At 64.3% G+C, this 25,817-nt stretch carries 21 protein-coding genes; 6 read left to right on the forward strand and 15 right to left on the reverse strand.

Going from position 1 to position 25,817, the window contains the following annotated elements; all coding sequences use genetic code 11:
* Positions 1-16: 16 nt before the first annotated feature.
* From AC5RU9_RS03940 to AC5RU9_RS03955, 4 genes are read right to left on the reverse strand one after another with little or no spacing between them, the layout of a single operon-like run.
* A complete protein-coding gene (locus AC5RU9_RS03940; RefSeq protein ID WP_494015401.1) occupies positions 17-685 on the reverse strand; it encodes a Poxvirus protein I5 in 669 nt (222 codons plus the stop codon).
* A gap of 11 nt (positions 686-696) precedes the next feature.
* Positions 697-1,623, reverse strand: a complete 927-nt coding sequence (locus AC5RU9_RS03945) for a carbohydrate ABC transporter permease (RefSeq protein WP_494015402.1) — start codon at positions 1,621-1,623, stop codon at positions 697-699.
* A complete protein-coding gene (locus AC5RU9_RS03950; protein WP_494015403.1) occupies positions 1,620-2,570 on the reverse strand; it encodes a carbohydrate ABC transporter permease in 951 nt (316 codons plus the stop codon). The genes AC5RU9_RS03945 and AC5RU9_RS03950 overlap by 4 nt, the downstream gene beginning before the upstream one ends.
* A 31-nt stretch (positions 2,571-2,601) precedes the next feature.
* The gene (locus AC5RU9_RS03955) at positions 2,602-3,888 is read right to left on the reverse strand and encodes an ABC transporter substrate-binding protein (RefSeq protein ID WP_494015404.1); all 1,287 of its coding nucleotides are present in this window, start codon (positions 3,886-3,888) and stop codon (positions 2,602-2,604) included.
* A gap of 207 nt (positions 3,889-4,095) precedes the next feature.
* On the opposite strand from AC5RU9_RS03955, the gene AC5RU9_RS03960 reads away from it, so the two are divergent.
* The gene (locus AC5RU9_RS03960; protein WP_494015405.1) at positions 4,096-6,114 is read left to right on the forward strand and encodes a beta-galactosidase; all 2,019 of its coding nucleotides are present in this window, start codon (positions 4,096-4,098) and stop codon (positions 6,112-6,114) included.
* A 72-nt stretch (positions 6,115-6,186) separates the two neighbouring features.
* Here AC5RU9_RS03960 and AC5RU9_RS03965 read toward each other — a convergent pair whose 3' ends face one another.
* The 3 genes from AC5RU9_RS03965 to AC5RU9_RS03975 form a co-directional block, all read right to left on the reverse strand.
* A complete protein-coding gene (locus tag AC5RU9_RS03965) occupies positions 6,187-7,542 on the reverse strand; it encodes an ABC transporter substrate-binding protein (protein WP_494015406.1) in 1,356 nt (451 codons plus the stop codon).
* Between the two features lie 133 nt (positions 7,543-7,675).
* Entirely contained in the window at positions 7,676-8,608 is a 933-nt protein-coding gene (locus AC5RU9_RS03970) for a carbohydrate ABC transporter permease (protein WP_211713444.1), read from the reverse strand.
* Positions 8,601-9,545: a carbohydrate ABC transporter permease gene (locus AC5RU9_RS03975; RefSeq protein WP_494015407.1), complete on the reverse strand. Its 945-nt coding sequence runs from the start codon at positions 9,543-9,545 to the stop codon at positions 8,601-8,603. The genes AC5RU9_RS03970 and AC5RU9_RS03975 overlap by 8 nt, the downstream gene beginning before the upstream one ends.
* Before the next feature lie 300 nt (positions 9,546-9,845).
* On the opposite strand from AC5RU9_RS03975, the gene AC5RU9_RS03980 reads away from it, so the two are divergent.
* The 3 genes from AC5RU9_RS03980 to AC5RU9_RS03990 are packed head-to-tail and all read left to right on the forward strand — an operon-like array spanning position 9,846 to position 14,289.
* Entirely contained in the window at positions 9,846-11,126 is a 1,281-nt protein-coding gene (locus AC5RU9_RS03980) for a dienelactone hydrolase family protein (RefSeq protein ID WP_494015408.1), read from the forward strand.
* Complete coding sequence (locus AC5RU9_RS03985; protein WP_494015409.1) at positions 11,123-13,183, forward strand: DUF6807 family protein; 2,061 nt, start codon at positions 11,123-11,125, stop codon at positions 13,181-13,183. The genes AC5RU9_RS03980 and AC5RU9_RS03985 overlap by 4 nt, the downstream gene beginning before the upstream one ends.
* Positions 13,180-14,289 (forward strand): M24 family metallopeptidase, encoded by a 1,110-nt coding sequence (locus AC5RU9_RS03990; protein WP_494015410.1) that lies wholly within the window; start codon positions 13,180-13,182, stop codon positions 14,287-14,289. Before AC5RU9_RS03985 ends, AC5RU9_RS03990 begins: the two co-directional genes overlap by 4 nt.
* 73 nt (positions 14,290-14,362) lie before the next feature.
* On the opposite strand, the gene AC5RU9_RS03995 is transcribed toward AC5RU9_RS03990, so the two are convergent.
* The 5 genes from AC5RU9_RS03995 to AC5RU9_RS04015 are packed head-to-tail and all read right to left on the reverse strand — an operon-like array spanning position 14,363 to position 20,276.
* Positions 14,363-15,817, reverse strand: coding sequence for an aldehyde dehydrogenase (NADP(+)) (locus tag AC5RU9_RS03995; protein ID WP_494015411.1), 1,455 nt, complete (start codon positions 15,815-15,817; stop codon positions 14,363-14,365).
* Complete coding sequence (locus AC5RU9_RS04000) at positions 15,798-16,934, reverse strand: mandelate racemase/muconate lactonizing enzyme family protein (protein WP_494015412.1); 1,137 nt, start codon at positions 16,932-16,934, stop codon at positions 15,798-15,800. The genes AC5RU9_RS03995 and AC5RU9_RS04000 overlap by 20 nt, the downstream gene beginning before the upstream one ends.
* Positions 16,934-17,839, reverse strand: coding sequence for a 5-dehydro-4-deoxyglucarate dehydratase (locus tag AC5RU9_RS04005; RefSeq protein WP_494015413.1), 906 nt, complete (start codon positions 17,837-17,839; stop codon positions 16,934-16,936). Before AC5RU9_RS04005 ends, AC5RU9_RS04000 begins: the two co-directional genes overlap by 1 nt.
* Complete coding sequence (locus AC5RU9_RS04010) at positions 17,836-18,834, reverse strand: NAD-dependent epimerase/dehydratase family protein (RefSeq protein WP_494015414.1); 999 nt, start codon at positions 18,832-18,834, stop codon at positions 17,836-17,838. The genes AC5RU9_RS04005 and AC5RU9_RS04010 overlap by 4 nt, the downstream gene beginning before the upstream one ends.
* 29 nt (positions 18,835-18,863) lie before the next feature.
* Positions 18,864-20,276 (reverse strand): Gfo/Idh/MocA family protein, encoded by a 1,413-nt coding sequence (locus AC5RU9_RS04015; RefSeq protein WP_494015415.1) that lies wholly within the window; start codon positions 20,274-20,276, stop codon positions 18,864-18,866.
* A 179-nt stretch (positions 20,277-20,455) separates the two neighbouring features.
* Between AC5RU9_RS04015 and AC5RU9_RS04020 the strand changes: the two genes are divergently transcribed.
* A complete protein-coding gene (locus AC5RU9_RS04020) occupies positions 20,456-21,484 on the forward strand; it encodes a LacI family DNA-binding transcriptional regulator (protein WP_211713453.1) in 1,029 nt (342 codons plus the stop codon).
* A gap of 19 nt (positions 21,485-21,503) precedes the next feature.
* Here AC5RU9_RS04020 and AC5RU9_RS04025 read toward each other — a convergent pair whose 3' ends face one another.
* Positions 21,504-22,253: a FadR/GntR family transcriptional regulator gene (locus AC5RU9_RS04025; RefSeq protein WP_494015416.1), complete on the reverse strand. Its 750-nt coding sequence runs from the start codon at positions 22,251-22,253 to the stop codon at positions 21,504-21,506.
* A 77-nt stretch (positions 22,254-22,330) separates the two neighbouring features.
* Between AC5RU9_RS04025 and AC5RU9_RS04030 the strand changes: the two genes are divergently transcribed.
* A complete protein-coding gene (locus tag AC5RU9_RS04030; protein WP_494015417.1) occupies positions 22,331-23,662 on the forward strand; it encodes an alpha-hydroxy acid oxidase in 1,332 nt (443 codons plus the stop codon).
* A 17-nt stretch (positions 23,663-23,679) separates the two neighbouring features.
* On the opposite strand, the gene gdhA is transcribed toward AC5RU9_RS04030, so the two are convergent.
* Both gdhA and AC5RU9_RS04040 read right to left on the reverse strand, forming a co-directional pair.
* Complete coding sequence (gene gdhA, locus AC5RU9_RS04035; protein ID WP_211713454.1) at positions 23,680-25,017, reverse strand: NADP-specific glutamate dehydrogenase; 1,338 nt, start codon at positions 25,015-25,017, stop codon at positions 23,680-23,682.
* 204 nt (positions 25,018-25,221) lie between these two features.
* Positions 25,222-25,755: an ArsR/SmtB family transcription factor gene (locus AC5RU9_RS04040; protein ID WP_211713455.1), complete on the reverse strand. Its 534-nt coding sequence runs from the start codon at positions 25,753-25,755 to the stop codon at positions 25,222-25,224.
* Positions 25,756-25,817: the final 62 nt, after the last annotated feature.

Here is a 25,817-nt window from a genome sequence, read left to right on the forward strand (position 1 = left end):
GGGAGGTCTGCTCGATTCAGCGGGTTGGTCTGGAATTTCGGTGGGAACGGATCTTGATGGCGGCTGCCGCGAGCACCAGCGTTCCGGGCACAATCACGAACAACGCCTGCAGCATCCAGACGAAGACAACTGCCATGAACACGGCGGCGAGAAGCAGCAGCGAGCCACTCCAGTCACGCAGGGAATCGCTCGTCGCACTGGCATAGGCCGCCGCCCAGCGCTGGGAGCCCGGAACGTCTGTGGGCACCTGGTCCTCGTCCCCGTTCCATGCCACCTGGCCACTCCAATTGGCCGTGATGCGCAGCAAGAGCACCGCACCGCCGGCCGCCAGGATGACTGTGGCAGGCAGGATCGCAGCCCGCCCCGGCAGTTGCCCCACCAGGGCGAGCAACAGGTTCAGGACAATCACGACGGCGGCTGCCGCCGTCGTGATTCCCAGCTTCCAACTGCCGGGAAGCGCCCGGCGGAAGTTTCCCCAAAGGCTTCGCAGGGAATCGTCCCTGCCGCTGAGGTGCCTTTCCAGGTGCGCGACGCCGGCCGCGTAGGCAGCAGGCGCCGTCACCAAGGGAACCGACAGGAGGAGCACGATGACTCCGGCCAGGATGGTTTCGGAGAACAACGCAAAGCGGTTGACCGGGATGCCGGACGTCCCCGATGACTTGCCTGTGGTGTCGATGGTGCTCATTGCCCGCTCCCTTAGCCCTTAAGCCCTTGTGTGGAAACGCCCTCGACGATGTAGCGCTGGAACACCAGGAAGAACACCAGCACGGGCAGCAGCGCCAGCACGGACATGGCGATCATCGCACCGTAGTCCGAGGACTGGGTCTGGTCCACGAAGAGCCGCAAAGCCAAGGGCAGCGGGTACTTCTCGGGGGTGTTCAGGTACAGCAATGGGCCCAGGAAGTCGTTCCAGCTCCAGATGAAGGAGAAGATCGACGTGGAAATCAGGGCCGGCTTCATCAGCGGCAGCATGATGGACCCGAAGATCCGGGCGTGCCCCGCCCCGTCGATGCGCGCCGCTTCGTCCAGTTCGGCCGGCAGGCCACGCATGAACTGGACCATGAGGAAGACGAAGAACGCATCCGCAGCAAGGAACTTACCGATTAGCAGCGGCACATAGGTGTCCACGAGGCCGAGCTGCTGGAACACGATGTACTGCGGGATGATCACCACGTGGAAGGGCAAGAGCAAGGTGGCGATCATCATGCCAAAGAAGAATCCCCGGCCGGGGAAGTTGATTCGCGCGAAGGCGTAAGCCGAGATACTTGCCGACAGGACAGTACCCACCACCGCGCCGACAGCCAGGATCAGGGAGTTGGTGAAGAACGTGAGCGTTGAGACACCGCCGATGCCGTCCATCGCGGTGGCGAAGTTGTCGAAGCTGAAGTTGTTGGACCACAGCGCGTTGTTGGCCCCGCCGATCTCGGAGTTTGGTTTGAAGGACGAAGCGATCATCCAGATAGCCGGGTAAAGAACCATTACCACCAGCGCCAAGGCAACGATGTGGAAGATGGTGCTCTTGATGCGCTTGGCCGTGACGGACTCGGACTTCGGGTTATAGACCGGTGCCGGAGTGGCGGGCTTTATCGGTTGGGGTTGTGTGGGGGTTGCTGTCGTTGTCACTTTGAATCACCGCTGTAGTGGACCCAGGACTTGGAGGTCTTGAAGAAGATCAGCGTGATGATGCCGACCACGATCACCAGTAGCCACGCCATCGCCGAGGCGTAACCCATCCGGAAATCGCTGAAACCGCGCAAGTACAGGTAGAGGGTATAGAAGAGTGTCGAGCCCGCAGGGCCACCTTCACCGTTGGAGATGATGTACGCCGAGGCAAAGATCTGGAACGCATGGATGGTTTCCATGAGCAGGTTGAAGAAAATCACCGGGGAAAGCATGGGCCAGGTGATGTTCAGGAACTTCCGGACCGGGCCGGCACCGTCCATGGAGGCTGCCTCGTAAAGGTCCGCAGGGATCTGTTTCAGGCCAGCCAGGAAGATCACCATGGGCGCACCGAACTGCCACACAGTCAGCAGGATCATCATGCCCATGGTCATGTTGGGGTTACCCACCCAGCCGCCGAGGTTGATGCCGAAGAACGACAACCCCTGGTCGACGGGGCCGGAGTCACCAAACATTGCTTTCCACACGATGGCGATGGACACGCTGGCCCCAATGAGGGACGGTGCATAGAACGCCGACCTGTAGAAGCCCTGGCCCTTGCGCTTGCTGTTGAGAAGCATCGCGATCGCCAAGGCTGCGGCGAGCTTCAAAGGCGTTCCGAACACCACGTACTGCAGGGTGACTCCCACTGATTGGAGGAAGCGCTCGTCCTGCAAGAGCGTGGTGTAGTTGTCCAGGCCGATCCATTTGGGGGCGTCGAACAGGTTGTAGTTGGTGAAGGAGAGGTACAGCGAGGAAATCATCGGGCCTACGGTCAGGGCGATGAATCCCAGCAGCCACGGCAACAGGAAGGTGTATCCGGCGCGGGCGTCGGCCCCCCGCCGCCGCGACGTGCGCGGCTGCGAGGGAGCGGACGAGGCACGCCTGCTCAGGGTTGGGCTTTGAGTCACAAGATTAATCCGTCAGTTGGGAAAGCCTGGATCAGGCGTTCTGCTTGATGAGGTCTTCGGCTTCCTTGAACCACGCATCAGCTGCACCGTCGATGGTCAGCTTGCCGTAGTTCAGGTCCGAACTGACCCGCTTGAACGTTGATTCAAGCGTGCCGAATCCGACGATGGGCGGCTCGGGAGCATCCTTGAGGTACTTCTCGATGGACTTCTCGTAATCCACCACCAGCTTGTCGGTGCCTTCGAACGTGGTGCCGTCGCGCTGGGTCTTGGACGCCGGGACGCCGCGGGAGGTCTTGAAGATCTGGCCAACCTCTGGGTCGTTGACCATGAAGTCGATGAAGCGGGCTGCGGCATCCTTGAACTTGGTCTTGGCGCTGGCCACCATCAGCATGGACGGCTTGAGGAAGAGGCCCAGGTTGTCGGGATCATCGGAGGGTACGGGAACAAGCTTCAGTTCCTTGGCGCCGCTGTCCGCAAGATAGCCGGCCATGAAGTTGTCCCAGGTGACTTCCGTTGCGGTGACGTTGGAGCCGAACGGGGACTTGGGCAGCAGTTGGGTGGTCTTGTCCTCGCCGACGATTGCGCCGGTGCCTCGCAGGTCTGCGCTGAGGTTCCACCACTTCTTGAGGTCGTCCTTGGAGAAACCAAGCTTGCCCTCATCGGTGAAGGCCTTGATGTTGTTCTGCCGCAACCAAATGTTGAAGTTCCACCAAACACTGGTGTAGTCGGTGCCGCCAAACAGCGCGCCATTGCCCTTCTGGCCAACTTCGGCCAGGAAGGCGTTGAACTCCTTGTAGTTCCATGAACCGTCCGGCTCGGCAATGCCCAGTGAAGCGAGCTTCGCGGGATCGTAGTAGACCGCGAAGGCGTTCGTGCTGGTGGGAATGCCGAACGTCTTGCCCTTGATTTGGCCGGACGGAAGGAGGGACTTGTCGAATCCGTCGGTGTTGATCTTGACCGTGCCGAGGTCCAGGAGCTGGTTCCGCTGGCCGTAGTCGCGGAGGTAGGACAGGTCCCACTGCATGACGTCCGGCAGGCCACCGCCGGCGGCTTCGGTGGCGCGCTTCTGCCAGTAGCCTGCGAAGTCGGAGAAGTTGCCGTTGACTTTGATGTCCGGGTTCTTCGTCTCGAAGAGCGCGATGGCCTTGCGGGTTCGTTCTGCACGGTCGCCATTGCCCCACCAGGTGTAGGTGATGGTGACGGGTTTGTCCGCTGAACCGGTCTGGCCCGAGGACGAGGACTGGCCACAGGCCGAGAGGAACGCAGCAGATGCGGTGCCGAGAGCCACCGTGGTGAGGAATTTCCTTCTGTCGATCATGAGAGCCTCCTTGCTCAGTTGGTGCAAGCTTGTGGAGTTCTCTACAACGTGGCAGTGATCTCGCTTACACTCGTTCTGAATCGATACAATAGCGTCAATACGGAAACTGGGCAAGCGTTTTCCAAAGAACGCGTTTTGACCGATATTCTGCATGCATACGTTCAGCAGCACCCGCAACAGTTCGGCCAACCTGACGAAGGAGTCCCCTTGACCTCCCCCTCAATTCCCCGCAGCCCCTCGGTCTGGAACAGCATTGACGGCCTCGCTTACGGTGGCGACTACAACCCCGAACAATGGCCCCGTGACGTCAGGCTCGAAGACATCGGGCTCATGAAGGAAGCCGGCGTCAACTTCCTCAGCGTGGGCATCTTCTCCTGGGGCCTCCTGGAGCCCAGCGAAGGCAACTACGACTTCGAGTGGCTGGACGAGGTTATGGACAACCTCCACGGAGCCGGCATCAAGGTAGCCCTCGCCACGGCCACCGCTTCACCGCCGGCCTGGCTGGCCCGCAAGTACCCGGAAATCCTTCCCGTCACCGCGGAAGGCACCCGACTGGAGCGTGGATCGCGACGCCACTACACGCCGTCGTCTGCTGTTTACCGCCGGTATGCCACCGGCATAACGCGCGTGATCGCCGAGCGCTATAGGGACCACCCCGCACTGGCGCTCTGGCACGTGGACAACGAACTCGGCTGCCACGTTGGCGAGTTCCACGGCGAAGAAGACGCCAATGCTTTCCGCGCCTGGCTGGAACGCCCTTACGGCACCATCGAAGAGCTGAACGAGGCCTGGGGAACGGCTTTCTGGTCCCAGCACTACGCCTCATTCGAAGAGATCATCCCGCCCGGCGCGGCCCCCACAACGCTCAATCCGGGCCAGCAACTGGACTTCGTCCGATTCAATTCGTGGGCATTCATCGACTACTACCGCGAACTGTTGGCCGTGTTACGCGAAGTCACTCCGAACGTACCGGCCACCACCAACTTCATGGTCTCCAGCGCAACGAAAACCCTGGACTACTTCGACTGGTCCAAGGACATGGATGTCATCGCCAACGACCACTACCTGGTGGCGGCAGACCCTGAGCGCAACATCGAACTAGCCTTCAGCGCCGACCTCACCCGTGGCGTGGCGGGCGGCGATCCGTGGATCCTGATGGAACACTCGACGTCGGCGGTCAACTGGCAGCCGCACAACCAGCCCAAAATGCCCGGCGAAATGCTCCGGAACTCACTGGCGCATGTGTCCCGCGGCGCAGACGCTGTGATGTTCTTCCAGTGGCGCCAAAGCAAGGCAGGCTCCGAGAAATTCCACTCGGCCATGGTTCCCCACGCTGGCCGCGACACCCAGGTATGGCGGAACGTCGTGGAACTCGGCGATGCCCTGGACAAGCTCGAACCTGTCAAGGGATCCCGGGTGGAATCGCGCGTTGCGATCGTCTTCGATTACGAGGCCTGGTGGGCTTCCGAACTGGACTCGCACCCGAACAACTCCCTGAAATACCTCGACACGATGCGTGCTTTCCACCGCTCCCTGTACCTGCGCGGAGTGACTGCGGACTTCGTCCACCCATCCGGTGACCTGTCCGGATACGACCTCATCCTGGTCTGCACGCTCTACTGCGTGACGGACGCCGCGGCGGCCTCGATCACTGCGGCCGCCGAGGGTGGCGCCACCGTCCTGATCAGCTACTTCAGCGGCATAGTTGACGAACGCGACCATGTTCGGCTCGGCGGTTACCCCGGCGCTTTTCGGGAACTGCTGGGCGTCCGCAGCGAGGAATTCCATCCGCTTTTCCCAGGCGCTTCGGTGACGCTGAGCGACGGAACAGTTGGCACGGTCTGGAGTGAACAAGTCTCTGCGGGCGCCTCCACGGACGTCCTTGCCACGTTCACCGACTACCCGCTCGACGGCGTCCCTGCACTGACCAGGCGCACCGTCGGCAACGGTTCGGCCTGGTACCTCGCAACGCTTCCCGACGCCGATGGCATCGACGCACTGACCGCCCGCCTAATCGAAGAAGCAGGGGTGACCGCCGTGACCGAGGTTTCTCCCGGCGTCGAACTCACGCGGCGGCGTGCCGAAACCGGCCGCACCTTCCTCTTCGCCATCAACCACAGCCGCGAGGACCAGCCGGTCAAGGCCGACGGCGAGGAACTGCTCAGCGGGGCCCGCTTCACTGGAGTGGTTCCCGCCGGCGCCGTGGCTGTCATCGCGGAGGACTAAACAGCATGCGCAAAAAACCGCGCCCCGGGCAGATCACGAATGATCGCCCGGGGCGCGGTGTCTTGATAAAAGCTAGCTGATGGCGGACTTCATTTCGTCCACAGCCTTCTTGCCTGCTTCGTCCGTGGAGAGCCTGTTGAAGAGGACCTCGGAGGTGTACCTCTTGACGATTTCCTGGATGGCGCCAGCACCCTTGGGCGGTGCTGCCGGAGCATCCCCGAGCTCGCCCTTGATCTGGTCGATGAAGCTCACAACCTTGACGTCGGCCTTGGCGAGCTTGGGTGCGATGGCCTCACGGACATCAGAGTTCGGGTAGACGCCGCGGTCCGCGAGGAGGGCTTCGCCGGCCTTGACGTTGTTGGTCAGGAAGTCGATGAACTTTGCTGTTTCTTCAGGGTGCTTGGTGCGGGAGGAAGCGGACCAGAACTGGGAGGCCTTGTACCAAAGCTTGGCGTCGGCTGCCTTGCCGGTCTTGGACGGGAAGCGCAGGATCTGCAACTCGCCGCCAGCAGCCTTCTCGAGGGCCGGAAGCTGGTTGGACCACCAGAAGGCGAGACCGTTCTTGCCGGTTGCAAGACCACTCTGGTCCAGCGGCGCAGCTTCGGCTTCAACTACCTCCGAGGCGGACGGGACTGCTTTCTTCTCGCTCAGTTCCTTCAGGAAGCTCCACCACTGGGCAATGTCCGAGGGCTCGAAGCCCAGTTTGCCGTCCTCGGTGTAGAGGGACTTGCCGTTCTGCCGGAGCCACACACCGAGGGAAGCCTCATCGGTGCCGTACGCTGCTGCGCCATAGGTACCCTTGGGCGACTTGGCGGTGACCTCGGCAGAGATGCGTTCGAAGTCTTCCCAGGTCCAGGTCTTGTCGTCCGGCAGGGCCACCCCTGCTGCCTGGAATACGGCCGGGTTGGCCAGGATGGTCGCAGCGTTGATGCCTGCCGCGATTCCGGTCAGGCCCTTCTCGCCCTTACCCGCATCCAAGGCGGCCGCGTCCAGCTTGGAGGTATCGATCCGGTACTTGGAGAGGTCCAGCAGTGCGCCGCGGGTGGAGTACTCGGTGATGTACTTCTCGTCCATCTGGATGATGTCCGGGGCGTCGTTGGCGGCAACCTGGGTGGCCAGCTTGTCCCAGTAGCCGCTCCAGTCTCCATACTCGGGCTTGATCTTGATGTTGGGGTTCTCGGCTTCGAAGGCGGCGATGGCTGCCTGGGTTACCTGCGCTCGCTTGTCGCCACCCCACCAGGCGAAGCGGAGCTCCACTTTTCCGTCGGCGCTCTTGGCTTCCGAGCCGCCACCGCAGGCGGTGAGCGCCAGGACGGCGGCGGCCGTTGCCGCGATGAGGGCCGAGGCGCGGAGCCTGCGCTTGGTTCGGCGGGGGGCTCCTGTTGTTGTTGCGAGGGCGACTGCTTCACCCTTGGGTTGTGCGGGCACTGTTGTCTCCGATCTTCATTGATCCTGATGCGATGTGGGAAAGCGTTTTCTTGGCTGTGTTTATGATACGAGTCACATTCTTGTATTACAAGATGGCGACTTGTATTAGTTGCTGGAATTTACGACGGCGGGCCTACTTGATGCCGGTGGTGGCGATGCCCTTGATGAGGAATCGCTGGCCGAACAGGAACACCAGGAACACCGGGAACAACGACACGATGGACATGGCGAAGAGTGATCCCCAGCTGGTTGCGGACTGCGAATCAACGAAGGCGCGCAGGGCAACGGGGACCGTGAACATGTCCGGGTCCGTCAGGTAGATCAGAGCTCCGAAGAAGTCGTTCCAGGTCCAGATGAACGTGAAGATGGTGGTGGTGGCCAACGCCGGGACCATCAGGGGCAGGATCACGCGGAGGAAGATCCGGGGGTGTCCGGCGCCGTCGATGCGGGCCGCCTCGTCGAGTTCCTTCGGGATGCCGCGGATGAACTGGACCATGAGGAACACGAAGAACGCGTCGGTGGCCAGGAGCTTGGGAACGATGAGCGGCCAGAAGGTGTTCACCCAGCCGATCTGGGAGAACAGGATGTACTGGGGCACGATCACCACGTGGAACGGCAGCATGATGGTCAGCAGCATGATGCCGAAGAACAGCTTCTTGCCGGTGAACTGCAGGCGGGCGAACGCGTAGGCGGCCATGGAGCACGAGACCAGGTTGCCAACGATCGAGCCCAGCACCACGATCGCCGAGTTGATCATGTAATGCCCGAACGGGTGGGTCAGTGCGGACCATCCGTCGGTGTAGTTGGTCATGTCCAGGCTGTTCAGCCAGAGGCCGGGTTCGCGGAAGATGAGGTCATTGGGCCGCAGGGAAGAAACCACCATCCACAGGAGCGGGTAGATCATGACAAGCCCCACCACGATCAGGATGGCGTGCTTGACCAGCCCTTTGATGCGGGCGCTGCGGCTGAAGGCCAGGTTTCCCGGCGATTCGCGGCGGCGCGGAGCCTTGCCCGACGTGCCGGGCCCGGTGGTTTTTGCTGCGGGAAGGCTCTGGAGTTTAGTCATCGTAGAACACCCAATACTTTGAAGCGATGAAGTTGATGGCGGTGAAGACGCCGATGATGACCAGTAGGACCCAGGCCATCGCTGAGGCGTAACCCATGTCGAACTGGCCAAAGCCCTTTTGATACAGGTACAGCGTGAAGAACATGGTGGAGTCGGACGGTCCGCCGTTGCCGCCGGAGACGATGAACGCCTGGGTGAACGACTGGAACGAACCAATGATCTGGAGCACCAGGTTGAAGAAGATGATGGGGCTCAGCAACGGGAGGGTGATCCGCCAGAACCGCTGGAGGGTGGTGGCGCCGTCAACTTCAGCGGCTTCGTAGTACATGTTGGGGATCTGGCGCAGGCCGGCCAGGAAGATGATCATCGGAGCGCCAAACGTCCACACATGCAGGAGGATGATCGATCCCAGCGCGGTGCTGGGATCCGAGATCCAGCCGGGCCCCTCGATGCCACCCATGGCCAGGACCTGGTTGACCAGGCCCGTGGTGCCGAAGATCTGCTTCCAGAGGATGGCAACGGCGACGGAGCCGCCAAGGAGGGACGGCAAGTAGAAGATGGAGCGGTAGAACGGCAGGCCGCGAAGACCTTTGTCCAGGACCAGTGCGATCAGCAGGGCCACGGCCAACTGCAGGGGAACACCCACCAGCACATAGGTAAAGGTGACCCGCAATGAGTTGTGGAGGCGGGCGTCGCCGAACATCCGGACGAAGTTGTCCAGGCCTACCCATTCCGGAGGCTGCAGGAGGTTGTAGTCCGTGAAGGACAGGTACAACGACATCAGCATGGGGCCCACTGTGATGGCAACCAAGCCAACGAGCCAAGGAAGAAGGAAGATGTAGGCGGCTTTGTTGTCGCGGCCGTTGGCCTTCTTCTCTTCCTTGGTCATGGGGCCCTTGCGGCGGGTCATCGTTGAGAGTTCGCCAATGGCACTCATTGATTCCCCCTCTCCGGACCGCGAACGCCCTGCGGCGTCCCCGTGTGTACTACAGCGGCCATGTGGTCTCCTTTGGTCATCGTGGCCATCCACGGAGTTCGAGTCTGTTGGTGCTTGCCTTCCGGGATGCCGTCGATCTTCCGGCACTCCCCTGAACTACCTGGATTGGCTCCCGACGTTCAGCGGCTCCGTACCAAAGTAAACGTTTTCTTGACCCGTGTACAGCCTTTTGCTAATTTTTGAGAAAGCGTTTTCTTACGAAGCCGCCACCATCGATTTCCCACGCTGAAGAAGCCCGGCGTGCGCCTCCGCACACCCTCCCGCATCGACAAGGCAGGACACCATTGTTTACCCACCCCAGCGCCTGCCGTGATTGCCGCTGACATGGCTGGCCCCCCTTTCCGCCCGAGCGCGCTGGCCGGGTATGAGGACTGGCCGGGCTACGCGCCACACCTTCACCGAGCCGGGTCCACCGCCGACCAGGAACTCAGCGACGTGCTTGGCATACCGGCTGTCGTCCCGGACCTTGGATACACGATCCACTCGGAAACAGCGCACGACGACGTCATCACCACCCGCCTTTCCTGGCAGTTGGGCTTCGGGCCGAGGACGTCCGCGTGGTTCGTGCGGCCAGCCCAGGCCACCGGCCCGCTGCCGGGGCTCCTCGCGATGCACTGCCACGCCGGCATCAAGTCGCATGGCGCCGAACGGCTCGTGAAGCTTCCTGCCGGGGTCGAAGACCACGACGCCGATACTCCTTTCGCAAGTGGCTTCGGCCCCGTGCCGCTTGGGTTGCAGGCGAAGCTCTACGGCGGCCGGGCCATTGCCACCTGGTTGGCCCAACAGGGCTTCGCGGTCCTTGCCCATGACGCCTTCAGGTGGGGCAGCCGCCGTTTCGGGCTCGACCCCCTGCCCTTCCGCTCTGCCACAGCGGTAAGCGGCCAGCAGTCGCTCTGGCGGGAGGCCGGCGTCGAACCCTCCGTGGCGGAGCTGTACGATTCCGCGGCCGCCGCCCACGAGGAAACCGTGGCGAAAGCGGCGACGCTTCTGGGCAGCAGCGTCGCCGGGACGGTGGCCCACGATGACCTCGCGGCGCTGGATATCCTCGCCTCGCTCCCGGGGGTGGACCAACACAGGATGGGGTGCCTCGGCTTTTCCGGCGGCGGGCGGGCGATGCTGCTCGCGGCCCTCGATTCCAGGATTCGCAGCTACGTGGTGACGTGCATGATGACCACGTTCGCCTCGCTGTTGCCGTCGTATCTGGATGCGCACTCCTGGTTGCTGTACTCCCCCGGCCTCGCCCAGCTGGGCGACTGGCCGGACCTTGCCGCCCGGTCCAGTGCACGCGCGCTGGTCCAGTACGCCCTTAATGACCAGCTCTTCCCGGAACAAGGAATGCACGACGCCCTCGCCCACCTGTCCAGCGCACTACCTGAGCTGTACACCGGTACCTTCTGGCAGGAATCCCACGTCTTCAGCAAAGCCATGCAGGAAGAGGCAGCAGCTTTCCTCACCGAGGCCCTGCGGTTATCGGCCCCCGACACATCCCACGCACCTGACCCCGCTAGGACAGCATCATGACCCAACAATTGGCCGCCACAACAGCGGAGGGACCGGCACGACTTCCCCGCATCGCACTGGTGGGTGTGCACGGCTTCGGAGAACGGCACCTGGAGAACCTGGATCAGCTGAGTGCTGAAGGTGCCTTGGAGCTGGTGGCAGTCGCCGATCCAAACCCGCCGGCTAAGGGCACACTCGAACAGGGCGTGCATGTCTACGCCTCGCTCGACGAACTCCTGGCCGCAGGAGTGGCCCCCGACGTCGTCATTATCTCCACGCCCATCCAGACCCACGCGCCCTTGGCCATTGCAGCACTCAACGCCGGAGCCAACGTGTACCTCGAAAAGCCGCCGGTAGCCTCCATGGTGCAGTACAGGGAGGTGATGGCGGCGGCCGCGAGCGCCCGCCGCCTGGTGCAGGTGGGGTTCCAGAGCCTGGGTTCCGAGGCACTGCCTGCGATCGAAGCACTGGTGGGGGCCGGTGCCATCGGCGAGGTGCGAGGCATCAGCGCCACAGGCTTGTGGCTCCGGACCAAGGCGTACTTCAAACGGTCCCGGTGGGCCGGCAAGCGCAGCCTGAACGGTACGGACGTGGTGGACGGAGTGGCCACCAACGCCTTGGCGCACGCCGTAGCCACCGGGTTGCGGCTGGCCGGGGCAAGGGCCGTGGCGGATGTCGAATCCGTGGACACCGATCTTTACCGTGCCAACGACACCGAGAGTGACGACACCTCCGTGGTGCGGGTACGCACTATCAACGGCACGGTGCTGACGTGCGCATTGACGCTGTGCGCGTCGGAGCAGTCTGCACCGTCGGTCACCGTGTACGGCACCGAGGGCCAGCTCACCCTCTTCTACACGGAGGACAGGTTGGAGATCACCACGCCTGAGGGAGTCCGGACTGAGACGTTTGGGCGGAAGGATCTCCTGGAGAATTTGATGGCCGCACGCAATGACGAGGACCTGCTCAGCCCGCTCGGTGGGGTTGGTGCCTACGTGTCAGTGCTCGAAGCCATCCGCACAGCGGACTCACCCCGAGCGATCCACCCCGAATTCATCACGTGGGTCGGCGACGGCGACGACGCCCACCCCGTGGTGCACGGCATCGGGTCCCTGATCCGGCGCGCTGCCCTGGGTCAAGCCAACTTCGCCGAGCTCGGAGCGCCGTGGACTGCAGTGGGTCCGGCATCAGGTGGTCCGGCGCTGGAGATCGACGGCACTCCCGTCGCCACCGTCCAGGACGGGACCCACATCCGGCCGACCTCGTCCCCCCGCCCCTACCTCCATCCCGTTCGGACCCTTGCCGGTACTGTCGTCACCGACCACATCCCGGAAGACCACGTGTGGCACCTTGGCGCAGGCGTTGCCCTCCAGGACGTGGATGGCATCAACTTCTGGGGCGGCCGGACCTACACCCGCGACGCCGGCGCGTACGTCTGGCGCAAGGACCATGGCCGCATCGTCATCGAATCCGCGGAGCACAGTAACGGGCAGCGGCGCGAACAGTTGGGCTGGATCGGACCGGACGGCACCCGGGTGCTCCGCGAACAGCGCGAGTGGCGCTGGGCCGCCGTCGGGAATTCAACGTGGAAGCTGGCGCTCGACTTCACGCTTGAGTCCGCCACCGGCCATCCCGTCCTCCTGGGCAGCCCAGGTTCCAACGGGCGGCCGCAGGGCGGTTACGGCGGCTTCTTTTGGCGCTTGCCCAAAGTCAGCGACGCGACCATCTGGACCCCCGGCGCACGCGGCGAGGACGCCGTGCACGGCAGCGTGGCGCCGTGGCTGGCGTGGTCGGGAACGTTCGACGCCGGAACCTCCGGCGCAGCGCACGTCACCGGCGACCCCGGGTTGGGCCACCCGGCAACACTCATCTTCCTTGCCTCACCACAGGCTCCGGACCCGTGGTTCGTGCGGCATTCGGGCTATCCCGGCGTCGGGTTGTCGCTGGCCTGGGATGCCCCGGTGTCCACCGAACCCGGGAACCCTGTCCACAGGACCGTCACCGTGCTCATCACGGACGGCTTCCTGGCAACACAAGACATTGAACAGCTCATCACCACTTTGGGGGAATCGGCATGACCACGCCACTACAGTCCACAACGCCCACCACAGCACTTACCGCCCCCGGCAACGTTGCCGACCGCGCAGTGAAACGCCGCCGCGTGCTGGACATCCTGGACGCCGCGGGCCGCGACTCGCTCCTGCTCACCACCAACACCGCGCTCACCTGGTACCTGGACGGCAGCCGGGTGCACATTAGCCTCGCCGGCGATCCCATTGCTGCCCTCCTGGTGGACCGCTCCGGCGACCACCTGGTGACATTCACCAACGAAGCCGGGCGGATCGCCGCTGAGGAATTGCCGGAAGGGGTCAGCCTGTCCACCGTTCCCTGGCACGGCCAACTGCACGCTGCGGCCGCGGGACTGGCCATCGACGGGAACCCGTTGGTGGAAGCGGCCGTGACCACCGAACTGCGGGCCGCCCGCCAGCAGCTCCTGTCAGCCGAGTCCGCCCGCTACGCTGCACTATCGGCGGATGCTGCCGCTGCCATGACCGAGGTCCTCACAGCAGCGACCCCCGAAACCACCGAATTCCAGCTGGTCTCGGCGCTTGCCGCCAGGATCGTCGCGGCCGGGGCCGAGCCCTTGGTCCTGCTCTGCAACGGTGCCGACCGGAGCGACTTCCGCCACCCACTGGCAACACACTCTCCCATCGGTCGCCGCGCCATGGTGGTGGTGTGCGCACGCCGAAACGGCTTAGTCTCCAACGTCACCCGTTGGGTAGCGTTCGACGCCGGCTCAGCGCAGGAACTCGACGCCGAGGCCCGCATCGCAGCCGTTGAGGCCGACATCTTCCGGGCCACAGTCCCCGGGGCACAGCTCAACGAGGTCTTCTCCGAGATCAAAACTGCCTACGCGCGGCACGGATTCGGCGACGATCAATGGACCCTTCACCACCAGGGCGGACCCGCCGGCTACGCAGGCCGCGACCCCCGCGTCACCGCTGACGTCACGGATACTGTGGTGCTCAACCAGCCCTTCACGTGGAACCCTTCAGGGCCCGGGGTGAAGATCGAGGACACGGTGCTGCTCACGGACTCCGGCCTGCGCGTGCTGACCGTGGACGACCGTTGGCCGACCACCCTGGTGGACGGCCGCCGTCGTCCTTTGACCCTGCGCCCGTAACCGCCGGCACTCCATCCGTACCAACGCGAAAGGGGGGGTCACCATCACGGTGACCCGCCCCTTCTGCGTGTGCCTAGCCAACCAGGGTGAGCACACCGTCCACGCGACGCGGGATACCAAGCGGGTTGGCGTCGTGCAGGGCTGGGTGCAGCACGCTCTCCGGAGCATCCTGGTAGGCCACCGGGCGTTGGAAACGACGCACCGCCGTGGCACCCACAGACGTGAACAGCGAGGTGGTTGCCGGGTACGGGCCACCGTGCTGCTGGGCCCAGTTCACGGCGACACCGGTGGGCCAGCCATCGAACAGGACCCGGCCGGCCAGGGTGCTGAGCTGCTCCACCAAGCCGGAGACATCCTCGCCGGGCTGGGCGTGCACCGTGCCGGTGAGGCTCCCCGGGACCTTCGCGAGGGCTGCCGACAGCTCCTCCTGGTTCGCGTACTCGATGAGCAGGGTGGTGGGGCCGAAGCACTCTTCCAGCAGTTCATCCGGGCGTTCCAGTACATTGGCGGCACTGGTGGAGAACACCACCGGCGCGGCGCCGTCGGCCAGGCTGTCCTGCTGCACAGTGCCACTGACGACGGCGACACCCGGCTGTTCCGCGACGCTGCGCAGCCCGTCCGGGTAAGCCTCGGCGATGCGCTCGGTAAGCATGGCAGCGGTGGGCTTGTCCTTGCTCGCCTCGGCCAGTTGTGACGCGAAATCGGTGCCTGCAGGGATGAAGACCAGTCCGGGCTTGGTGCAGAACTGGCCCGCGCCCATGGTGAAGGAACCGGCCAGGCCCGCTGCGAGCTGCTGGCCACGCTCGGCCAGGGCATCCGCGGTGATGACCACCGGGTTCAGGCTGCCCAGCTCGCCGTAGAACGGGATGGGTTCCGGGCGGGACGTGGCGAGGTCGAACAGTGCGCGGCCACCGGGAATGGAGCCGGTGAATCCCACGGCTTTGATGGCCGGGTCCTGGACGAGGGCGGTTCCTGCCTCGCGGCCACTGACCAGGGCAAAGATGCCTTCCGGGGCGCCGGCCTTGGCCAGGGCTTCCGTGACGATCTCCGCGGTCCGCTCGCTCAGGCGCAAGTGACCTGAGTGGGCCTTGACGATCACCGGGCAGCCGACGGCCAATGCGGACGCCGTGTCGCCTCCCGCCACGGAGAAGGCGAACGGGAAGTTCGACGCCGAGAACACCGCCACCGGACCAATCGGACGCAGGATGCGGCGAAGGTCGGGCTTGGGCGGAGTCGCTGAAGGGTCAGCGTGGTCGATAACGGCTTCCAGGTACGAGCCTTCGGTGATCACTTTCGCGAACAACCTCAGCTGCCCGCTGGTCCGCGCTACCTCGCCGGTGAGCCGGACAGCGCCCAGGCTCGTCTCGGAATCGGCGATAGCCACCAGCTCGGTGACGTTGGCATCCAAAGCGTCGGCGACGGCGGTCAGCCAGGCCGCGCGTTCGGCGTCGGAAGCAGCTGCGGTCACCTTGAACGCTGCGGTTGCGGCGCCCGTGATGGCGGTCAGGTCAAGAGTTGCTGTACTCAATGCGGTTTCCTTTGCTCTGAGGTTCTGGGCTGTCAGCAACCGGCGGTGTCTTGCCGGTGAATTCGAAGCCAAGGCCCGTACGGCTTGTACTGCTGAGCCTGCTGTTGTGGATGCGTACCGGGGAGGGCCCGGCCAGGATGCCGAGCTGCTCGAACGAGGCATCTTCCACGTCCTCCACGCTCACGGCGTCAGCCAGGGTGAGGGCCAGCTGTCCGGAAAGCTCCGGAAGCAGGTGCGGAGCTACCCTGATGCTGTTGGCCCGGGCCAGCTCAACGATCCTGCGGAACGGCGTAATGCCACCCACCCGAACAATGTTGGGCTGGATGATGTCTACCGCTTCGGCTTCGATGAAGTCACGGAAGCGGTAGATGGTGTGGACGTTCTCGCCCAGGGCAATGGGCACAGGTGACTGCTTGCGCAGGCGGCGGTAGGCCCAGAGGTCGTCGGCGCGGATGGGTTCTTCCAGCCATTCCAGTCCGTACTCCCCCAAAACATCCAAGGCACGGAAGGTATGGGCCAGGTCCCAACGCTGGTTGGCGTCAATCATGAGCAACCGGTCCGGGCCGATGACCTGCCGGACAGCGGCGACGCGCTCGGCGTCTTCCCTGAGTTCGGGCTTGCCCACCTTGATCTTCACCGCGTTGTGTCCGGCAGCAACCCAGCGCCGGGCCTGCTCGACGAGCTGCTCCAGGGTGTAATGCAGGTTCACCCCGGAGCCGTACACCTCCACGGACTCCTGGCGTTGGCCCAGGAGCCCGGTGACAGAAGTACCCGCCGTGCGCGCGGCAAGGTCCCACAGGGCCAGGTCCACGCCAGCCATGGCGATGGTGGTCAGGCCTCCCCCGCCGGCTTCGTGCAGCCGCTTCCAGAGCTGGTCCCAGACAATGTCCGCGTTCGCTTCCAAACCGACAATGAACGGTGCGATGTCGTGGTCCAGGAGGGCTTTGACCGCCTGGGGACCGATGGTAGGTGTCCACGAGAAGCCATGGCCCGTGCCGCCGTCGTCGGTGGTCAGTTCAGTGACGATCACGTGGTTCTCGGGCGCCTCCGCACCCCAGCTGCGCAGCAGCGGGACCGTGATGAGCCGGGTGGCCAGGCCCGTGATGCGGGCCGGCATCAGCTGCCGGCCAGCTCGTGGCCCTTGGCCAGGATGGACTTGAGCTCCAGTAGCTGCTCCTCCGAGGGGTCAACCAGCGGCGGACGGACGGGGCCGACCGGCAATCCGGCGAGGCGCAGTCCGGCCTTGATGAGGGAGACGCCGAAGCCCGGAGTCTGGTCGCGGAGACGGACCAGCGGCGCATAGAAGCCCTCGAGCAACGCGTGGCGGCGTTCTTCGTCACCGGAAACGTAGGCGTCGTAGTAGGCCTTGGCGATTTCGGGGGCCATGGCGAACGCCGCCGAGGAGTACAGGGGAATGCCGAGGCCCCGGAAGGCGCCCTGGGTCAGTTCGGCCGTCAGCAGGCCATTGAAGAGTGCGAAGTCCTTGCGTCCGCTCGCGTTGATGGCCGAGACGATTTCCTGGGCCAGGCCGACGTCGCCAATTCCGTCCTTGAAGCCAACCACCTTCGGGTTGGCGGTGAGGCGGGTGATGGCCTCGGCAGTGAATTTAGCGGTGCCGCGGTGGTACACGATCACAGGAAGGCTACTCGCGGCGGCGATGGCTTCGACGTACGCCACCACGCCATCGGTGGGGCCCGTGACCAGGTACGGCGGGAGCACCAGGAGGGCGTCCGCACCGGCTTCCTCAGCCACCTTCGCGGCGGCGATGGCGTGGCCCAGCGGACCACCGGCACCGGAAACTACCGGCACGGCTCCCGCAACGGCCTCGACGGCGGCCGTGACCACGGTGCGGATCTCATCAAGGGAGAGCGCGTGGAATTCGCCGGTGCCGCAGGCTGGGAAAACGCCGCCCGGGCCGTAGGGAAGACGGGAGGTAATGTGCTCCTTCAGCAATGCCACATCTACGGTGCCGTCTTCAGCGAAGGGAGTGACGGGGAAGAACAGTACGCCGTCGAAGTTCATGGTGTCTCCTTGGTTGCTCCCGCCGGGACCAGGCCGGCATGGATCTCGTCATTGAGTGCTGCTTGTTCGGATGCTGCGGTGTCAGGGCCCTCGTAGGGCGGAGTGAGCTCGGTCCGCCACGTGCGCTTGGGCTCCCAGCCGAGGAGTTCGCGGGCCTTGTCGATGGAGAACGCCGGGCTGGTCCCCGTGAGGTGTTCGGTCAACGGGCCGCTGCCGGGGAGGAACCGTGGGAAGAGCTCCGCGAGGGGCGCAGTGGCCAAGGCATCCTTCGCGCCAACAAAGAACACCTCGCCGTTGGGGATCGAGCCCATCTTGGCCAGGAGCACGTCCAGGAAGTCGGCCACGTCCCGGGCATCGACGTAGTTGAACTGGGCGGGTGCCGAGAGGGCAGGATCGTCCAGGCGTTCGCGGACCGTGTGCCCCTGCTGCGTCAGGGCGCCCTCCCACTCTTCGGGGGAAATCACATAGCACGGGCGGAAGGCCGCATACCTGGTCTTGTTGCCCTGGGCGGCCGCGAACATCTGCACAGTCTGTTCGGCGATCAGCTTGGACAGCGCATAGGCGTTCCACGGCTTGGGTGGCGTCTGCTCATCCAGCGGGAACGACGGCGGCAACCACCCGGCCGGTGAGCCGTAACCCAGGGCGGTGGGGCTGCTTGCCGTCACGATCCTGGGAACACCGGCGTCGGTGGCCGCGCTGACCACCGCGTAGGCGAGCCGGGTGTTCGTGCTGAAGATGACGTCCTCGGGCGCACTGAAAGGTACGGCTATAGCAGCGAGGTGGATGACGGCGTCGGGCGCTGTTTCGCGGATGAGTCGCTCCGCCTCCCCCGGCGCCAGCAGGTCTGCGGTGTATTGCTCGGTGCCTGCCGGCAGCTGCTCCGCCCGGACGGCATCCCGGTCAACTGAGATCACCTTGTGGCCGGCCTCGGCGAGGCCGGCCACAACGCTGCGGCCAAGCCGGCCGGAACCGCCGGTGACGAAAATCCTGCTCATTCTCTGTTCCTCGTACTTTCGGTAGCCGGTCAGCCCTGGCTACGGCTGAGGTCGGCGCCGAGGCCAAGTTCGCTGATACGAACGGGTAGGTCGGTGTCCAGGGACTGGTTGCCGGCGATGCCCACCGACACTGAACGGAGTCCGTCGATGTAGCCGGACGGGCGGCCCAACGGGTCGACGCCGGGGCCGTTGAAGAGGTCCGAGAGCAGGAGGTTGTCGCCGCCGCCGTGGCCCCCCTCGCCGTTGATGATCGGGACTTCGTAGGCCGCTTCCCAGTGGCGCTGGACCACCAGGCGTTCGCCGTTGCGGCGCACCGCGTCCTCTTCTTCGATCGGTGTGGCGCTCGGGTCCACCACGGTCTTCTTATCGGTACTGGACTCGACGGCGGCGCGTTCAACCACTTCGAGTTCGGCGCGGCCCTCAGTGCCATTGACGGTGACACGGTAGCCCTCCCACGGGCTGTGGGCGTTCAGCGAGTAACTCAGCGTGGGTCCGCCCTGGTAGTCCACCACGAGGGCCAGGTTGTCCTCGATGGTGATGCCTTCGGTGAACACGTCCTGGTCGCGGAGGTAGCCGTCGAACTTCTCATTGTCGTAATACAAGGCCTTCAGGCGCTCGTCTTCGCGCATGTCCAGGCGGAACGGATCGTGTTCCAGGCCGTCAACGGTGCCGCGCTCCGGGCGGGCGCCCAAGCCACGCTCCGCAGCATTCTTGTCACCGTAAAAGCGCAGGCCGCCGGAGGCGAACACTCGCTCCGGGACGTCATTGATCCACCAGTTGACCAGGTCGAAGTGGTGCGAAGCCTTGTGGATGAGCAGGCCGCCGGAGTTCTTCTTTTCGCGGTGCCAGCGGCGGAAGTAGTCAGCGCCGTGCACGGTGTCCAGGACCCAGCTGAAGTCGACGGAAGTGACTTTGCCGATGACCCCGTTCTGGATTACTTCCTTCAGCGCACTGTTGCGCGGCGAGTAGCGGTAGTTGAACGTGACCACAACGTTGCGGCCGGTCTTGGCCACGGCCTCGGTGATACGGCGGCAACCCTCGACGTCGATGGTCAGGGGCTTTTCAACCACGACGTCGGCGCCCGCCTCGAGCGCCTCCACAATGTAGTCCGCGTGGGTGTAATCGGGCGTGGTGACGATGACGCGCTCGATGCCGTTGGCTTGGATGAAGCTGGTGAGCTGTCCGGGCTCGAAGGAAGCCACGGGCTCTGTGCCGCCGAGTTCCTTGATGAGGTCCTGGTAGAACTGCACGCGGCCCTGGTTGACGTCGGACAGGGCAATGAGTTCAGCGACGTCCGCGTGCTGTCCGTAGATGGCCCGGATGTACATCTCGGAGCGGCCTCCGGTGCCGATGAGGGCAATCCGGGTTCGCTGGGGGCTTTCGGCCTGGACTGTGGTTGCGCCAGGTGCGGTCTGGGTCTCGGCTGAGTCGACGTTGACCATGGGGATGCCCCTTTCAAAGAGCAGGAGTGAACCGCTTGACGGCCCGGCTTCGTATGGGAAGAATCATGAGAAAGCGTTTTCTCAGAGCGTTATAAGCTTTGTATCAAGACTCTGGTGGTCACGTCAACCATTGCTCCAACGACGGAGCAAACGGGAGGCGGCCAATGGGAAGGGGCCACATGGCACGCAGGAACACCAACAGGCGCGTCGGGATCGCCGACGTCGCGGAGAAGGCGGGCGTCTCGCACGCCACCGTGTCACGCGTCATGAACGGTAACGCCGCCGTGGACCCTGGTATCGCCGCGCGCGTCCGGGCCGCCGCGGCCGAACTGAAGTACCAACCCAACCCGGTAGGCCGCAGCCTTGCGCTGGGCAAGACAGACACCATCGGCATCGTGGTTCCGGACCTGGCCAACCCCACGTTCCAGGCCATCCTTCGCGGGCTCAGCATCGCAGCCGCGCAGGACGGGTATCGCGTCCTCATCGCCGATTCCTCCGAAGTCACCAGCGAGGAAGCGATCCTTGCCGGCGAGGCCCGGCGGCGCTGCGACGGCGTGGTCCTCTGCGCACCCCGAATGTCAGATGCCGAACTCGAGGAACTCGCTCCCACCCTGCATCCGCTGGTGCTCATCAACCGCACCACCGTGGCCACCAATACGCCCAGCTTGAGCGTGGACTACGGTCAGGGAATCCAGGAATTGGCCCAGCATTTGGTCTCCCTGGGCCACCGACGGCTGGCATTCCTCTCCGGCCCCGAGCACAGCGCATCGAACCGCCAACGCCTGGTTGGGCTTGACCAATTCCGGGCCAAGCACCCGGAGATCGAACTGCAAATGCTCCACGGCGGCTCCAACTTCGACTCCGGTCACGAATCCACCGAAGCCATCATCGCCAGCGGTGCCACGGGAATTTTGGCCTTCAACGACCTCGTTGCCATGGGGCTGCTCAGCGGTCTCCACGAACGCGGAGTGCGCGTGCCGGAAGACATCTCCGTGACGGGCTTCGACGACATCCCGTTCGCGAAATACACCACTCCCCCACTGACCACGGCAGCCGTACCCATCAACGAGCTCGGAAGCCTGGCGTGGCGGCGCATGCGCGAACAGATCCAGCAGGCTGGGGAAGCAGCCACCCAGGCGCAGGATGAGTTCTCGCCCAGGGTGGAGATCCGCAAGAGCACCGCGGCGCCCGCCCTCAAGCCCGCCTAGAAATGCAACGCGGGGTCACTTACGGCCCATGTTGCGCCCCATTATGGGCCGTAAGTGACCCCGCGTTGCTGTCATTCCCGGCAGCCTGCGAGCCCACTCCGGCCTCCGCGTAGAAGCCCTGGATGTGGGCCGCCACAAGCTGGGCTGCCTTGCCGCCGTCGTTGTTGTTCACAGCGTTCAGGATGGCGCGATGTTCGGCGCGAAGCCTGGTGGAAGTCGCGTTCCAGTCGGGCAGGTTTTCCGTCAAAGTGCTTGCGTAGTTCTCGATTGCACCCCTCAGCGAGGCCATCATGGCGCTGACCACCGAGTTGCCGGCAGCCTGGGCTAGCGCCACGTGGAACCGGGCATCGAGGGCAAGGAACGTATCGATGTCCGGCGCCTCATCCATTTGGTCCAGCAGCGCAGCAGCTTCCTCCAAAGCGGGAACCCCCACCTGGGCCCGTTCGGCCGCCCAGGATTCCAGCAGCACGCGGGTCTCCACGATGTCGGCCACCGGAAGATGACGCGTGGCCACATGCAGCCGGAGGGTTGAACCCAGTGCGGACCCAGGCTCTGCGATGACCACCGTTCCGGCGTCCTTACCGGAACCAACACCGGCTCGGACCACCCCCATCGCCTCAAGGATCCTGACGGCTTCGCGCACGGAAGTCCGCGAAACCTGAAGCTGCTCGGCCATGGCACGCTCGCCCGGCAGCCGGCCCCCGAGGGTGAGGTCTCCATCAGACAGCTGCTTCTCGATCCACTGCAGGACCAACTCGTGCGTACGCATATCCGAAATACTAGTTGATGTGGTCCAACCACATGGATTACAGTGTGGTTAGACCACAGACTTCAAGGGAGAACCTCATGACCGAGACAATGGATCCCAAGCTCACGGCCGCCCCTGCCAACGCCGGCAGCGACGAAAACGTGACCCGCCCGCCCCAGCCGCGGCCCGCCGTCGTGCAGCCACCGGCACTCAAGCGCCGCGTACCCAAGGTCTCCGACCTGGCGCCGCTGATGCAGTTCAAGAAGCCGGAATTCAGCAAGGCCGCGCGCCTCAGGCGCGCAAGCACCATCTGGGAACTGCGTGAGATCGCCAAGCGCCGCACCCCGCAGGCACCCTTCGACTACACCGATGGCGCTGCAGAAGAAGAGATCACGCTGCGCCGTGCGCGGCAGGCTTTCCAGGACATCGAATTCCGCCCGGGCATCCTGCGCGATGTATCCAGGATCGACCTCCGAACGGACATCCTGGGCAAGGAATCACGGCTCCCGTTCGGCATCGCGCCAACCGGCTTCACCCGCATGATGCAGTCCGAGGGCGAATACGCAGGCTCCCAGGCAGCCGAAGCCGCCGGAATTCCGTACACCCTGTCCACCATGGGCACAGCGTCCATCGAGGACGTCGCCACTGCCGCGCCGAACGGCCGAAACTGGTTCCAGTTGTACCTGTGGACGGACCGTGAACGCTCACTCGAACTCATCGAGCGTGCCGCGAAGGCAGGCAACGACACCCTCATGGTCACCGTGGACACCGCAGTAGCCGGAGCCCGCCTGCGCGATGTCCGCAACGGCATGACCATCCCGCCGGCCCTGACCCTCAAGACCGTGCTTGACGCGTCCTACCGCCCGGCATGGTGGTTCAACTTCCTCACGCACGAGCCCCTGACATTCGCCTCGCTCTCCCGCTACACGGGCACTGTGGCGGACCTTATCAACTCCATGTTCGACCCCACCCTGACCTACGAGGACCTCGATTGGCTGCGGGAAACCTGGAAGGGCAAGCTGGTGGTCAAGGGCATCCAGACGGTCGAAGACGCCCGGCGCGTTGTTGACCACGGCGCCGACGGCATCATCCTGTCCAACCATGGCGGCCGCCAACTGGACCGCGCTCCCATCCCGTTCCACCTGCTGCCGGAGGTTACGTCGGCACTGAAGGCGGACAACAGCAAGGCCGCGGTCATCCTGGACACAGGCATCATGAGTGGCGCCGACATCGTGGCAGCCCTGGCCTTGGGAGCGGACTTTACGCTGATCGGGCGCGCCTACCTCTACGGCCTGATGGCCGGGGGCCGCGAAGGCGTGGACCGGACCATCCAGATCCTCGAAAAGGACATGACCCGAACCATGGCACTCCTGGGCGTCAGCAAGGTGGCGGACCTGAACCCGGACCACGTCCGGCTGCTGCAGCGCTGACCTGGTGGGTGAGGGCGCTAGATCAGGCCCTGCGCCAGCATCGCGTCGGCTACCTTGACGAAGCCGCCGATGTTGGCGCCCACCACGTAGTTTCCGGGCGCCCCGTATTCCTCGGCAGTGGCCGCGCAACGGTCATGGATGCCCACCATGATTTCGGTCAGGCGCTGCTCGGTGTGTTCGAAGGACCACGAGTCGCGGCTGGCGTTCTGCTGCATCTCAAGGGCTGAGGTTGCGACACCGCCGGCGTTGGCCGCCTTGCCTGGCCCGAACAGGATCCCGGCGTCCTGGAACACCGACACAGCCTCACGGGTGGACGGCATGTTGGCGCCTTCAGCCACCGCAATGAGTCCGTTGCTGACCAGCTTGGCGGCAGCATCGCCGTCGAGCTCGTTCTGCGTGGCGCACGGCAGCGCAACGGTGCCGGTGACATCCCACACGGAACCGCCGGCGACGTGGCTGGCACCCGGACGGCGCGCTGCGTAATCGGTCAGGCGACCCCGCTCCACTTCCTTGATCTGGCTCAAAAGCGCGACGTCGATCCCGGCTTCGTCCACGATGTAACCGGCGGAGTCGGAACAGGCCACGACGGTGGCACCGAGGGATTGCGCCTTGGCGATCGCGTGGATCGCGACGTTGCCCGAACCGGACACCACTACCCGCTGGCCATCAAAGGAAGCGCCGCGCGTCTTGAGCATTTCCTGGGCGAAGATCACCGTGCCGTATCCCGTGGCTTCCGGCCGGACCAGGGAGCCGCCCCATGAGATGCCCTTGCCGGTGAGCACGCCGGATTCGTATCGGTTGGTGATGCGCTTGTATTGGCCAAAGAGGTAGCCGATCTCGCGGCCACCCACGCCGATATCGCCGGCGGGAACATCGGTGTACTCGCCAATGTGACGGTACAGCTCGGTCATGAAGGACTGGCAGAACCGCATGATTTCCGCATCGGAACGCCCGCGGGGATCAAAGTCCGAGCCGCCCTTTCCTCCGCCGATCGGCATGCCCGTGAGCGCGTTCTTGAAGATCTGCTCGAAGCCCAGGAACTTGACGATGCCCAGGTACACGGACGGATGGAAGCGGAGCCCACCCTTGTAGGGGCCCAGCGCCGAGTTGAACTCCACCCGGAAGCCGCGGTTGACGTGCACGCGGCCGGCGTCGTCAGTCCATGGGACACGGAAAATGATCTGTCGCTCGGGCTCGCACAGGCGCTCCAGGACTGCGCCCTCAAGGAATTCAGGATGACGATCGTGGACCGGGCCAAGGCTTTCGAAGACCTCAATGACGGCCTGGTGGAATTCCTTCTCCCCCGGGTTCCGCGCCAACACGGTGTCCCGGACAGCTTCGAGCCTTGAATCCATGCGTCTTCCTATCCTCAGTGCGCCGCCCAGCGGCGGGACGATCAGTCCCGCCCATGGTTGCACCCGAGGAGGTGGGATCTCCATCCGGTGAGTATGTGACCCTCACTGCGGAGTTAACACAACCGTAGAAAATCGTTGGGAAATCAAGGGGGTGGCAGGCCAGCAAGAACTCACAATGTGAGTAGGATCACGCCAGGTTGCCCGCTACCGCTTGCGGCCGAATTTGGGCAGGTTGGGAAGGTTCGGGAGATTGGCGAGGAGGTCGGCGGCCTTCGTGGCAGCCCGCCCTACGGTACGGCCAATCTGCTGGGGAACGGTGTCATCGGACGTCAGGTCCAAGGAAACCGGGGTCCCACTGGCATGGACTTTGACAGCCTGGCCCACTGCGTCGGCGCGGGTGGGCGCAACCTCAGGAGCCGTGCTCGGCGCGGCGGCAGCCACCTCGCTGGAAGGCACGACGGCGGCGGGCGCCGCGGGTCCGACGTCGAACGTTTCAAGCCAACTCACCACACCGGCGAGCGGCTTGGGATTCAGTGCGTAAAAACGCTTCTGGCCCTGCGCGCGCATGCTGACGAGGTCCGCCTCGCGGAGCACTTTCAAATGCTTGGAGATTGTGGGCTGGCTTGCAGCCAGTTCTTCCACCAGTTCGCCTACAGCTTTATCCCCAGAGCGGAGGGAGACCAGGATGTCGCGCCTGGTTGCCTCAGCTATGACGGCAAATACGTCGTCAGTCACCATGCCTCCCACCCTAGCGACATATACGCCAAATGGCATCCCTATTTCGTTGTGATGCGGGCTGC

It is taken from the genome of Arthrobacter sp. B0316-5-4, assembly GCF_059090325.1.

What these genes read in the sequence shown, in the direction of transcription:
- AC5RU9_RS03940 (WP_494015401.1), bottom strand. Translation starts at nt 685, where the DNA reads ATGAGCACCATCGACACCACAGGCAAGTCATCGGGGACGTCCGGCATC.
- AC5RU9_RS03955 (WP_494015404.1), bottom strand. Translation starts at nt 3,888, where the DNA reads ATGATCGACAGAAGGAAATTCCTCACCACGGTGGCTCTCGGCACCGCA.
- AC5RU9_RS03970 (WP_211713444.1), bottom strand. Translation starts at nt 8,608, where the DNA reads ATGACTAAACTCCAGAGCCTTCCCGCAGCAAAAACCACCGGGCCCGGC.
- AC5RU9_RS03975 (WP_494015407.1), bottom strand. Translation starts at nt 9,545, where the DNA reads ATGAGTGCCATTGGCGAACTCTCAACGATGACCCGCCGCAAGGGCCCC.
- AC5RU9_RS03985 (WP_494015409.1), top strand. Translation starts at nt 11,123, where the DNA reads ATGACCCAACAATTGGCCGCCACAACAGCGGAGGGACCGGCACGACTT.
- AC5RU9_RS03990 (WP_494015410.1), top strand. Translation starts at nt 13,180, where the DNA reads ATGACCACGCCACTACAGTCCACAACGCCCACCACAGCACTTACCGCC.
- AC5RU9_RS04000 (WP_494015412.1), bottom strand. Translation starts at nt 16,934, where the DNA reads ATGCCGGCCCGCATCACGGGCCTGGCCACCCGGCTCATCACGGTCCCG.
- AC5RU9_RS04005 (WP_494015413.1), bottom strand. Translation starts at nt 17,839, where the DNA reads ATGAACTTCGACGGCGTACTGTTCTTCCCCGTCACTCCCTTCGCTGAA.
- AC5RU9_RS04010 (WP_494015414.1), bottom strand. Translation starts at nt 18,834, where the DNA reads ATGAGCAGGATTTTCGTCACCGGCGGTTCCGGCCGGCTTGGCCGCAGC.
- AC5RU9_RS04015 (WP_494015415.1), bottom strand. Translation starts at nt 20,276, where the DNA reads ATGGTCAACGTCGACTCAGCCGAGACCCAGACCGCACCTGGCGCAACC.
- AC5RU9_RS04020 (WP_211713453.1), top strand. Translation starts at nt 20,456, where the DNA reads ATGGCACGCAGGAACACCAACAGGCGCGTCGGGATCGCCGACGTCGCG.
- AC5RU9_RS04025 (WP_494015416.1), bottom strand. Translation starts at nt 22,253, where the DNA reads ATGCGTACGCACGAGTTGGTCCTGCAGTGGATCGAGAAGCAGCTGTCT.
- AC5RU9_RS04030 (WP_494015417.1), top strand. Translation starts at nt 22,331, where the DNA reads ATGACCGAGACAATGGATCCCAAGCTCACGGCCGCCCCTGCCAACGCC.
- gdhA (WP_211713454.1), bottom strand. Translation starts at nt 25,017, where the DNA reads ATGGATTCAAGGCTCGAAGCTGTCCGGGACACCGTGTTGGCGCGGAAC.
- AC5RU9_RS04040 (WP_211713455.1), bottom strand. Translation starts at nt 25,755, where the DNA reads ATGGTGACTGACGACGTATTTGCCGTCATAGCTGAGGCAACCAGGCGC.